The organism is Sediminibacterium sp. FW305-C-49, assembly GCF_058231085.1.
Map to the genome: position 1 here is coordinate 1,398,412 of NZ_JBIQXS010000001.1, position 11,937 is coordinate 1,410,348.

Sequence of the window (11,937 nt, forward strand, 5' to 3'; positions counted from 1 at the left end):
TTATGGGGGGAAGGGTGTATAAATATATCATTATTCTCAAATTCTTACAACACCCGCCTGGGTATTTTATCTGTCAACCCGATTATGTAGCAACAGGCGAATGCACTAAAATATAAAGCCGCTTCGTGAAAGAAGCGGCTTAGTAAAAATCTAAATCCCTGATTCTTGTGGCTTGCAGCTTGTAACCTGAAGCTTTCCTCCGCACTACAGTTTCTTCACCACAATATTCCTGTACCAGACATGATCACCGTGATCCTGTAAGGCAATATGACCTTTGAAGTTTTTACCGAATGCGGGCATTGATTTGAATTTACTTCCGGCAATCAGTTGGTTCCATTGCTCATCACCATAAGTAGTGGCAAGAATGGATGCTCCATTGAGTTTAAACTCCAGTTTACCACGATTGCTGATGATCTCAGCGGTATTCCATTCGCCAACAGGTTTGGTAAGACCTTCTTTGCTGGCTACCAGGTCATACAAATTGCCAGCCCGATGTTTATTAATTTTTGCATCTGCATGACCATCATTATCCAATACCTGCATTTCAGGACCGGTATACCAAACATATTTGTATTTGGATGGATCATTCTGTGCCCAGAAAATAACACCACTGTTACCATTTTTCGCGATTTTCCAATCCAGCTTCAGGTGAAAATTTTCGAGTTCCAGCTCATGAATAATATCACCACGACCTGTTTTATCAGATGCATCCAGGTGTAAGGTACCGTCTTCTACTTTCCAGCAACTGCCCAATGTGTCTTTGCCATAGGTCGTCCAACCTTTGGTTGTTTTACCATCAAACAAAGCAATCCAGCCACGTTTTTGCGGCGTATTTTTAATGGATACCGTTGAACTTGTTTCCGGTACAGTATTACTCAATACAAGTACACCTAAAAGTGCTGAGGTTAACCAGTTTTGCAACATCTTTATTTCTTTAAAAGGAAAATATATTTTACCATGGCTTTGGCATCATCTTCTGTAATAGCAGGGTGTGCAGTCATAGGAATAGAACCCCAAACACCCTGTCCACCTTTGATAATCTTTCCTGCCAGCATTGTTACATTCTCTTCTGTATTCTCATATTTTTCTGCTACTTCTTTATAAGATGGTCCAATGAGTTTGTCACCTACTTTATGACAGGTGAGACAGTCTGATTTGCCAATCAACTCCAATCCTTTTGTATAATCAGGATTGCTGCTGAGGTCATCAGATGCAGTAGTTGCAGCGGGTGCTGCTGCGGTGTCTTTTTTTTCTTCACTACCTCCGCATGCTGCCATCAGGGCCAGCAGGGAAAGGGATACTAGGTACTTTTTCACGGTTTTATTGTTTTGGTGGTTTGGATGATTCGTGAATGGTGAATCGTGAATGTCAAATAAATTATTCACGATTCACCATTCACGAATGACGCTAAGTTATTCATTGATTCCCAGAATACGACGATTGAAATTTTCATCTGAACCGGTTCCGGCGAAATCATCAAATGCTTTGTCGGTGACTTTGATGATATGTTTTTTAATAAATGGTGCACCTTCTGCTGCACCTACTTCCGGATGTTTAATGGCACATTCCCATTCCATCACCGCCCAGCCTTTGTAATTATACGCTGCGAGTTTACTGAAGATGGCACCAAAATCAACCTGCCCGTCGCCCAGTGAACGGAAACGTCCTGCACGGTTGATCCAGCTTTGATAACCTCCATAAACACCCTGTTTGCCACTTGGATTAAACTCAGCATCTTTTACATGAAACATGCGGATACGTTCGTGGTAATGGTCAATATAACTGAGGTAATCGAGGCACTGCAAAACAAAATGCGATGGATCGAATAATAAACAGGCACGCGGATGGTTGTTGACTTTCTCCAGAAACATTTCATAACTGATACCATCATGCAGGTCTTCACCGGGATGTATTTCATAACAAAGGTCTACACCATTGGCATCAAACACATCCAATATCGGTTTCCACCTGTTGGCGAGTTCTGTGAAACCTGTTTCTACCAGTCCGGCCGGTCTTTGCGGCCATGGATACACGGTATGCCATAACAATGCACCACTGAATGTGGCGTGTGCATTCAATCCGAGATTGGCGGATGCTTTAGCTGCATATGCTAATTGCTGAACGGCCCATGCTGTGCGGGCTTTGGCATTGCCTCTTACATTTTCTGGGGCAAATCCATCAAACATTACATCATAGGCTGGATGTACTGCTACAAGCTGTCCCTGCAAATGTGTAGACAGTTCAGTGATTTGTAAACCTGCGGCTTCTACGATGCCTTTTATTTCATCGGCGTAGGTTTTACTTTCCGCCGCTTTTTTCAGATCAATACAACGGGCATCCCATGTTGGTATTTGAACACCGGTAAACCCCAGTGAGGCAGCCCATTTACAAATACTTTCCAACGAATTAAATGGCGCAGCATCTCCCATGAATTGTGCAAGAAAAATACCGGGACCTTTGATGGTGGTCATGTTGCAAAAATTTTTATGATTCGTGAGTAATCAAATAGTGAGTAGTGAGTAGTCAATAGTGAGTTACATTCTGCCTTACTCACTGCTGACTACTCACTACTCACTTATATTTTATATTCCGTCCACTTTACATCTGATGCTGCAGAAGCTACCACATTATCAATAAATGCCATTCCCCTCAAACCGTCATTGGTATCGGGGAAGTCGAGCATTTCTGCAGTTGGTGTAGTACCGTCGATGCGGGCAGATAATGTTAAAGCGAAATTGCGGTAGATATTGGCAAATGCTTCCAGGTATCCTTCGGGGTGTCCGCCCGGTGTTCTGCAATTATGTGTGGCAAAAGAACTAAGTCTGTCGCCGTAATTACCACCGGCACGTAAAATCTGTGTTGGCTGATCGAGCCATTTTACCAGTAAAGTATTGGGTTCATGTTGCGCCCATTCTAACCCGCCTTTTTCTCCATATACACGAATCTTGAGTGCATTTTCCTCACCTGCTGCTACCTGTGATGCCATCAGTACACCACGTGCCCCATTACTCATGCGGAGTAATACATTACCATCGTCATCGAGTAACCTGCCTTCAACGAGGGCATTCAGATCGGCACATAAATGGGTGATTTCTGCTCCGGTAATATATTCTGCCAAATGAGCGGCATGTGTTCCGATATCGCCCATGGCACCGGCTTTACCCGATTTTTTGGGGTCTGTTCTCCAGGCGGCCTGTGCATTACCTTCTCTTTCAGATAATTTGCTCAGCCATCCCTGCGGATATTCCACCCATACTTTCCTGATCTTACCCAATACACCTGCTGCCACCATGGCACGGGCCTGTTTAACCATCGGGTATCCCGAATAGGTATGCGTTAAACAAAGGGTTAATCCTGTTTCCTGAACTTTCTGGTGAAGCTGTCGGGCTTCATCGAGGGTAAAAGCAATTGGTTTTTCTATGACCACATGAAACCCATGATCCAGAGCCATCATGGCCGGTGCAAAGTGCGCAAAATTGGGGGTAACGATGGTTACAAAATCCATACGCTTATCGGCGGGTAACTGGCTTTCCTTTGTAATCATTTCTTCATAGTTCAGGTAAATCCTGTCTTCGGGAAGAAACAGTGAGCGGCCTGAGTCTTTTGCGATATCGGGGTTAATGCTCAATGCGCCACAACATACTTCAATCAAACCATCCATATTGGCTGCCAGTCGGTGAATGGCGCCGATGAATGCATCTTTACCCCCACCCACCATACCCATCCTGAGTTTTCGGTTCATGTGATTTTATTTTATTGGTTCAGGTTATTACTGAAATGATTTCAGGGATGTAAGGTTATTAAAAAAATGGAAGCCAGAGAAATTTTGATGCTTGAAAACCTGAAATGATAAAATGAACAACTGTTCGTATTGACAGATTTACACCTGTTGTATGGGAATTTTTTCGAAGGTTGTTTAAAAATAAAAAATTACATTTAATGGCTTATTTCAACCAACAACTTAAAACGATATGCAAGCCACTCCCCAACGCAAACAATTGTTTGTTGCCAGTTGCCTGGCATTATTGGTCACTTCTCTCTCATTTGGTATTCGTGCAGGTATTTTAGGACGTCTCGGTGTAGAATTTGAATTAAATGCCGCTCAGTTAGGAACCATTGCCGCTACCGCTTTCTGGGGTTTCCCGCTTGCTGTAGTGATTGGTGGTTTTGTGGTGGATGTGATTGGAATGAAAAAACTACTCATCATTGCCTTCCTTTTTCATTTAGCCGGTATTGCACTCACCATTTTTGCAGGTGGTTACTGGACGCTTTTTATATCAACCCTTTGTGTAGGTATCGCTAATGGAACAGTGGAAGCAGCTTGTAATCCATTGGTAGCTACGATCTATTCTGATAATAAAACAACCAAACTCAACCATTTCCATTTATGGTTCCCCGGCGGAATTGTAATTGGTACACTGATTGTTTATTTCCTTGATAAAGCGGGTATTGGCTGGCAGGTTCAGGTTGGATTAATGCTTATCCCTACTATCATCTATGGATACCTGTTCAGTAAACTCAGCTTTCCGGTTACAGAGAGAGTAGCAAGTGGGGTATCAACAGCAGACATGTATAAATCGCTGCTGAATCCTTTGTTTATTTTTATGATTATACTCATGTTTGGTACGGCTATTACAGAACTCTTTACTGGTCAGTGGATTGATGTACTGCTCAAAAATGTTTCTGATAATGCCATCCTCTTACTGACTATAGAAACAGGTATCATGGTCTTGGGTCGTGCATTTGCAGAACCTGTGGTACATCGTTTTTCTCCGGCAGGCGTGTTGTTGATATCTGCTATTTTATCTGCAGTGGGTTTATACCTGATGGGGCATACCACCGGTAACATGCTTTTTGTTGGGGCCATTGTATTTGGTATGGGTGTTTGTTATTTCTGGCCTACGATGCTGGGCTTTGTATCAGAAAACCTGCCAAAAACAGGTGCGGTTGGACTAAACCTGATGGGTGGTGCGGGTATGTTTGCTGTTTCTGTTTATATGATTTTCATGAGTGATTATTATGACAGCCTTCTGGTAACAAAACTTCCCGCAGGCGCTAATCTTGCCGATTATTCCAATGCCGCAGCAGGAACAGAAATGGCTACTGTACTGGGAGAAGCAAAAAAACTGGCTGGCCCGGAAATACTGAATACAACCATGATTATACCCATCATATTGTCCGTAGCTTTTGCTGCACTGTTATTATATATGCGTAATAAAAACAAAGCAAATGCTGCTTAGGCAAACGTTGGTTAAACATTAATGCTTACATTTAAAACCTGCGAACCCATCAATATGGCAACAGATTCAAACAGAAGAAAAACGATCAAACAATTGTTGGCAGGATCGGCACTACTGGCTACCGGAACCGGTATCTCCTCTTTTACACCTGATCAATCAACCAACACATCTCCTATGGCATTAAAGGGAAATATCAATCATTCCGTTTGTCGCTGGTGTTACGACTATATACCCCTAGATGAACTTTGTGGTATTGTGAAACAAATGGGTTTGGTGGGAATAGACCTGGTGGGTCCTAAAGACTGGGGTACATTAAAAAAGCATAACCTTATTTCTACCATGTGTAATGGTGCGGAAATCGGTCTGGTTAAAGGCTGGAACGACCCGCAATACCATTCAACGCTTATAAAAAATTATACGGATCATATAGAGCTGGTATCAAAAGCAGGTTATACCAATCTTATCTGTTTTAGTGGTAACAGGAATGGTATGGACGAAGAAGCCGGTTTAAAAAACTGTGTGGAAGGACTGAAACAGATCATGTCGCTGGCAGAAAAAAAAGGGGTGGTGATTCAGATGGAACTCTTTAACAGTAAAGTAGATCATAAAGACTATATGTGCGATAGTTCTGCCTGGGGTGTTGAACTGTGTAAAAGACTGGGTTCACCCAATTTCAAACTGTTGTACGATATATACCATATGCAGATCAATGAGGGAGATATCATCAGAACCATTAAAAAAGATCACCAGTATTTCGGGCATTATCATACAGCAGGTGTTCCGGGTCGTCATGAAATAGACGAGTCGCAGGAACTCTATTATCCTGCCATTATGAAAGCCATTGTAGAAACTGGATTTAAACAATATGTAGCACAAGAATTTATTCCGATAGGTACTGACAAATTAGCGTCGCTTCGGAAAGCGATTCAGATATGTGATGTGTAAGAAGCTAATAGCTAGTTGCTAATAGCTTATTGTTATAAGATATTAGCAACTAGCTATGAACCATAAGCAGCTAAACATTCAAACCACAAACAATCATAAACAAACAGACCATGGCCGATCAAAATTATGATGCAATCGTTGTAGGCTCGGGAATCAGTGGCGGATGGGCCGCCAAAGAGCTTACCGAAAAGGGGCTTAAAGTGCTCCTGCTCGAACGTGGGCGAAACATTGAACACATTAAAGACTATGTGAACGCCAACAAAGAAGCATGGGATTATCCCCATCGCGGCAGAAGAACCCAACAGATGATCAACGATTATCCGGTGCTGAAACGCGATTATCCCCTCAATGAAACCAACCTTGATTATTGGGTAAATGAAAAAGAAAGCCCTTACACGGAAGTAAAACGTTTCGACTGGTTCCGTGGTTATCATGTAGGCGGTCGTTCATTGATGTGGGGCAGACAAAGCTACCGCTGGAGTGATCTTGATTTTGAAGCCAATGCAAAAGATGGTGTTGCTGTTGACTGGCCGGTACGTTATAAAGACATTGAAAAATGGTACACGTATGTTGAAAGATTTGCGGGTATCAGTGGTAGTAAAGAAGGATTACCACATCTGCCAGACAGCGATTTTCTGCCACCGATGGAGCTTAACTGCGTGGAGAAAGATCTGGCAAAACGCATCAAAGAATACTATAAGAACCAGCGCCACATGATTATTGGTCGTGTAGCCAACCTTACACAGGAACATGAAGGGCGTACCAATTGCCAGTACCGGAACAAATGCTGGCTGGGATGTCCGTTTGGTGCTTATTTCAGTACACAGTCTTCCACTTTACCTGCGGCTATGAAAACGGGTAACCTCACCTTACGTCCATGGTCTATTGTAACAAGGGTACTGTACGATAAGGATAAAAAACGTGCAACCGGTGTAGAAATCATCGACGCGGAAACCAACAAAACATATACTTACAATGCCAAGATTGTATTCCTGAATGCTTCTGCTTTGAATACTTCATGGATACTGATGAACTCTGCAACCGATGTATGGCCCGATGGTTTGGGTAGCAGCAGCGGAGAACTGGGTCATAATATCATGGATCACCATTTAGGCGTAGGTGCAGGAGGCCGTGTGGAAGGTTATGAAGATAAATACTATTTCGGTCGCCGTGCCAATGGTATCTACATACCACGTTTCCAGAATATCAATGGCGATAAGCGAGATTATTTACGCGGTTTTGGTTACCAGGGAAGTGCCTCACGCCAGGGATGGGGACGTGATGTGGCAGAATTGAGTATTGGAGCTGATTTTAAAGATGCGCTCACAGAACCAGGTGGGTGGACCTTTGGTATGATGGGTTTTGGTGAAGTATTGCCAGATCACAACAACAAAATCACCCTTGATAAAAATGTAAAAGATAAATGGGGGCTGCCTGTATTGTCGTTTGATTGCGAACTGAAAGAGAACGAAATCAAAATGAGAAAAGACATGCAGAAGGACGCCATTGAAATACTCACCAACGCAGGTGTAAAAGATGTAAATGGGTATGAGGGTAATGGCTTCCTCGGTCGTGGTATTCATGAAATGGGTACAGCACGTATGGGTCATGATCCAAAAACATCAGTGGTGAATAAGTTCAACCAGGTTTGGGATGCACCCAACGTGTACATTACCGATGGCGCATTTATGACTTCATCAGCTTGCGTAAACCCATCACTTACTTACATGGCCTTTACTGCCCGCGCAGCAGACCATGCTGTGACTGAATTGAAAAAACAAAATTTATAAGAGAAGGTGAATAGTCAATGGTGAATGGTCAATAAGAACCACGATTCACCATTCAACATTCACCATTCACGAACACTCAAAACACATCACCATGAATAGAAGAGAAGCCCTTTCCAGCGTGGCATTGCTGCTTGGGGGAACAATCATCGGTTCTACCGCTTTTCTTACAGGTTGTAAAACCAGTGGTACAGATAGTGGTATCAGTTTTTCTCCTGAGGAAGTCAGTTTCCTGAATGAAGTAGGAGAAACCATTTTACCAGCCACCAGCACACCCGGTGCCAAAGAAGCCAAAGTGGGTGAATTTATGTCGGTATATGTAAAGGATTGTTACGAAGCCAAAGACCAGGTAATCTTCAAAGAAGGTTTCAAAAAACTGGATGAGGCAAGTAAAAAGAAAAACAATAAGAACTTCCTTGAAAGTACTCCGGAACAAAGACATGCTTTGTTGGTCGATATAGACAAAGAAGCGAAGGAATACCAGAAGAATAAAAAAGCGGAAGACCCTAACCATTATTTCAGGATGTTCAAAGAACTTACCTTGTTCGGCTTCTTTACATCAGAAGTAGGAGCTACCAAAGCGCTGCGTTATGTAGCTGTGCCAGGAAAATACGAAGGTTGTATCCCTTATAATAAAGGTGATAAAGCCTGGGGGTAATAAAGTAAAAATGTAAAAGTCAAAATTCAAAATAAGGGCGGGTCATTTACCAGCCCGGTATATTTTTTGAATTTTGACTTTTTACTTTTGAATTTTTCTTTTTAAATCTTTAATCTCATTAACCATGTCAATCAATCGTAGAGATTTTCTTCGGAATACTGGATTTGCTGCAGCGGCATTGTCACTTCCTTTAGCCGGTAAATCATCTGTTCTGGATGAGCTGGCGTATAAGCCAATTGGTTCATTTGGTATACAGTTATGGACGGTGAAAGAAGCCATGTTTGCAGATGCAAAAGATACGCTTACCAAACTAGCTTCCTATGGTTATAAACAAATAGAAAGCTTTGAAGGCCCCAAAGGTTTTTTCTGGGGTATGAAAAATACCGAGTTCAAAAAACTGATGGACGACCTGGGGATGAAAATCATATCATCACACTGCAACAATACCGTTGAGTTTGAACGCAAGTCGGCAGAAGCAGCCGAGATAGGTATGTCGTACCTGATCTGCCCATGGAAAGGACCCCAAAAATCGATCGATGATTTCAAAAGATTCAATGATGAATTCAATAAGTCGGGAGAAATAGCCAAAAAGAACGGAATACGTTTTGCCTATCATAACCACGATTATTCATTCAAAGTACTGGATGGACAGGTACCACAGGTTGTAATGATGGAAGGAACAGATAAAAACCTGGTAGATTTTGAAATGGATATTTACTGGGTAGTGGCAGCTGGTGAAGATCCGAAAGCATGGTTTAAAAAATATCCGAACCGTTTCAGGTTATGTCATGTAAAAGACCTTACCAAAACAGCAAAAGGCAATGAATCATGCCAGATTGGTAAAGGTTCTATTGATTTCAAATCAATTTTAGGTGAAGGCTCTAAATACGGGTTGAAAAACTTTATCATAGAACAGGAAGCGTTTACCGGCACCAATCCCATGGAAAGTGCACAGGCGAATGCAGGGTATATGGGGAAGTTTCAGATCTAGCCGAAGGCAATATTGAATATCGAACAGCAGAATGTCGAATGATGAAGTAAGGATTCTTATACTTTATCATTCGACATTCTGCTGTTCATTATTTTTCTGTTCTCACACGCCCAGGCTCCAGCCTTCTCTGTACTGGCGTTTTACAAACTGGTTGGCTTCGTCGAAATTGGTGATTTTCATGTTCGGGCCATCCCATACCAGCCTGATATTTCTACCGGGGTAAGTAATACGTCCACCATCCATTTTCTTCTGTAAATCATAGCTACGGATGGCGAGGTTACCCATCAGTACACTTTCTGTAAGCGGGCCTGCCACATCGAAATTAGAGCTGAGTGTTTTAGCTGCTTCGGAACCATAACCGGCAATAGCAGCTTCTACCCATGCGGCATAGTGACCATTATCGCCATTCGGAACACGTTTAATGCTTTGTGGAACCTGTGTTGTTTTGGTACGACTGGTTGGTAACAGGTTTGGAATGGCACCATAAGTACCACACATCATCTTTCCTTTTGTACCAATGAAAATGGTTCCATTACCACCATCGCCCATCATTTCATTCGGACCCAGTTCTTCCGGACGTTCTGGTTGAATACCTCCATCCATCCAATGCATGGTAAGATCGGGTTTACCATTCTGTCCTTTAAACTTGAGGATGATATGTGAAGCCAGTGGACCACATTCCGGTGCATAAACGGCATTCCAGTTTCTTTCGTAACGCTTGGCAACGCTGCATTCAGCAGAAGCAGGATAACCAAGACCCAATACGGCAAATGCAGGTGCCATTATATGACAAGCCATATCGCCGAGGGCACCGGTACCATAATCCCACCAGCCACGCCAGTTAAAAGGAACAAGATTGTCTACATAATCTTTATAAGGGGCGGTACCCAGCCATAAATCCCAGTTTAATTCTTTCGGAACCGGTAATGCATTTTTTGACCATTGAATACCTTGAGGCCAAACCGGGCGATCGGTGTAACAATAAACGGTATGAACATCTCCAATCAGACCGGCATTGTACCAGTCGACCAGTTGGCGTACACCATCACCGGAAGCACCCTGGTTACCCATCTGCGTAACTACTTTATAACGATGGGCTGCTTCTGTCATTACACGGGCCTCATAAATATCGTGTGAAAGTGGTTTTTGGACATATACGTGTTTGCCCAATTGCATAGCAGCCATGGCCTGAACGGCATGCATATGATCGGGTGTAGATACAGATACGGCATCAATATTCTTATGTTCCTTATCCAGCATTTCGCGGTAATCTTCATACACTTTTGCCTTGGGATAACGCTCACGGCTTTTGGCTGACTGACGAGAATCAACATCACATAAAAAGGCAATATCGGCTTTACCACTCATGAAGAAACTATACAAATCACTTTCGCCTTTTCCGCCTGCACCTATACCTGCAACACGAAGTTTATCACTTGGTGCAACATAACCGCGGCCCAATACATGGCGGGGTACAATATAAAACCCTGCAAGGGCCGTCATACTGTTCCGGAGAAATTTTCTTCTGGAATCGTCGTTGAAATTTGTTTCCTGTTTCTTGTTCAGGTCTTTCTTTTTCATAGCAATCAGTTGGTTATTGGTTGGATAAGCAATGGAGCTATGAATTTATTTAATTATTTCGATTGAAGGGCGTAAAATTTAGTTGACAGGCCATAGATAGAGTGATAAAGCCGCAGATTCGCAGATTAGGTTAATGAATCTGCGAATCTGCGGCTTAAGTTGATCAGGGATATTACAAATTCGGTGGCCTCCTGTTCTCTACATACAGATTAAGACCTGCATATTTGCCATTGATTTTTTTGAGTTCACTGGTATCTATGTAACCATATTTTTTCTGCAACCTGAGTGAGTCATCCTGCATATAAGTAACCATGATCCATCGATCGGTGTCCAACGCAAGTGGATACTTTTTACAGATGGTACCATTATTGGCATTTACTTGAATAGCATAAGAACCTTTGGGAAACCTACGAACAGGCACATGCTGTAACCCTGGTTTTAATGAATAGCGGATCTCTTCTTTTGTTTTCCCATTTTCCTGGTCGCTGATGACCAATTGCATGGAAATCTGTTCATTACTTTCATTGTTAACGATAACATGTGCCGACTGTTTGGCAATTGTACAGGCTGTAAAGCCTATCATGGCAACTGCTACATAGATAAATTGCTTGCTTATATGCATAAAAATATTGGTTTTATGGGCATATATAGAAGAAGAATACCTGTTTCGCGTAAACAGTGAGGGGGTTGGTGTGCTGACACCTGCAGAATGAAAATCGTTGCCTTTAAATATTA

11 protein-coding genes are annotated in these 11,937 nt (G+C 42.5%); 5 read left to right on the top strand and 6 right to left on the bottom strand.

Features of this window, described 5'->3' with window-relative positions:
• Positions 1-204: 204 nt before the first annotated feature.
• The 4 genes from ACH3Z1_RS05850 to ACH3Z1_RS05865 form a co-directional block, all read right to left on the bottom strand.
• Positions 205-924, bottom strand: a complete 720-nt coding sequence (locus tag ACH3Z1_RS05850; protein WP_490820928.1) for a 3-keto-disaccharide hydrolase — start codon at positions 922-924, stop codon at positions 205-207.
• A 2-nt stretch (positions 925-926) separates the two neighbouring features.
• A complete protein-coding gene (locus ACH3Z1_RS05855; protein WP_490820929.1) occupies positions 927-1,316 on the bottom strand; it encodes a c-type cytochrome in 390 nt (129 codons plus the stop codon).
• Between the two features lie 96 nt (positions 1,317-1,412).
• Entirely contained in the window at positions 1,413-2,471 is a 1,059-nt protein-coding gene (locus ACH3Z1_RS05860; RefSeq protein ID WP_490820930.1) for a sugar phosphate isomerase/epimerase family protein, read from the bottom strand.
• Positions 2,472-2,575: 104 nt separating this feature from the next.
• Positions 2,576-3,742: a Gfo/Idh/MocA family protein gene (locus tag ACH3Z1_RS05865; RefSeq protein WP_490820931.1), complete on the bottom strand. Its 1,167-nt coding sequence runs from the start codon at positions 3,740-3,742 to the stop codon at positions 2,576-2,578.
• 229 nt (positions 3,743-3,971) lie between these two features.
• Between ACH3Z1_RS05865 and ACH3Z1_RS05870 the strand changes: the two genes are divergently transcribed.
• The 5 genes from ACH3Z1_RS05870 (at position 3,972) to ACH3Z1_RS05890 (ending at position 9,621) form a co-directional block, all read left to right on the top strand.
• Complete coding sequence (locus tag ACH3Z1_RS05870; protein WP_490820932.1) at positions 3,972-5,240, top strand: MFS transporter; 1,269 nt, start codon at positions 3,972-3,974, stop codon at positions 5,238-5,240.
• Between the two features lie 54 nt (positions 5,241-5,294).
• Entirely contained in the window at positions 5,295-6,185 is an 891-nt protein-coding gene (locus ACH3Z1_RS05875) for a hydroxypyruvate isomerase family protein (protein ID WP_490820933.1), read from the top strand.
• 110 nt (positions 6,186-6,295) lie between these two features.
• Positions 6,296-7,975: a GMC oxidoreductase gene (locus tag ACH3Z1_RS05880; protein ID WP_490820934.1), complete on the top strand. Its 1,680-nt coding sequence runs from the start codon at positions 6,296-6,298 to the stop codon at positions 7,973-7,975.
• Between the two features lie 91 nt (positions 7,976-8,066).
• Entirely contained in the window at positions 8,067-8,630 is a 564-nt protein-coding gene (locus ACH3Z1_RS05885; protein WP_490820935.1) for a gluconate 2-dehydrogenase subunit 3 family protein, read from the top strand.
• A 124-nt stretch (positions 8,631-8,754) separates the two neighbouring features.
• The gene (locus tag ACH3Z1_RS05890; protein WP_490820936.1) at positions 8,755-9,621 is read left to right on the top strand and encodes a sugar phosphate isomerase/epimerase family protein; all 867 of its coding nucleotides are present in this window, start codon (positions 8,755-8,757) and stop codon (positions 9,619-9,621) included.
• Between the two features lie 102 nt (positions 9,622-9,723).
• Here the strand turns inward: ACH3Z1_RS05890 and ACH3Z1_RS05895 are convergent, their stop codons facing one another.
• Both ACH3Z1_RS05895 and ACH3Z1_RS05900 read right to left on the bottom strand, forming a co-directional pair.
• The gene (locus ACH3Z1_RS05895) at positions 9,724-11,202 is read right to left on the bottom strand and encodes a Gfo/Idh/MocA family protein (protein ID WP_490820937.1); all 1,479 of its coding nucleotides are present in this window, start codon (positions 11,200-11,202) and stop codon (positions 9,724-9,726) included.
• Positions 11,203-11,374: 172 nt separating this feature from the next.
• On the bottom strand, positions 11,375-11,824 hold the full coding sequence (locus ACH3Z1_RS05900; RefSeq protein ID WP_490820938.1) for a hypothetical protein: 450 nt from the start codon (positions 11,822-11,824) through the stop codon (positions 11,375-11,377).
• Positions 11,825-11,937 lie beyond the last annotated feature (113 nt).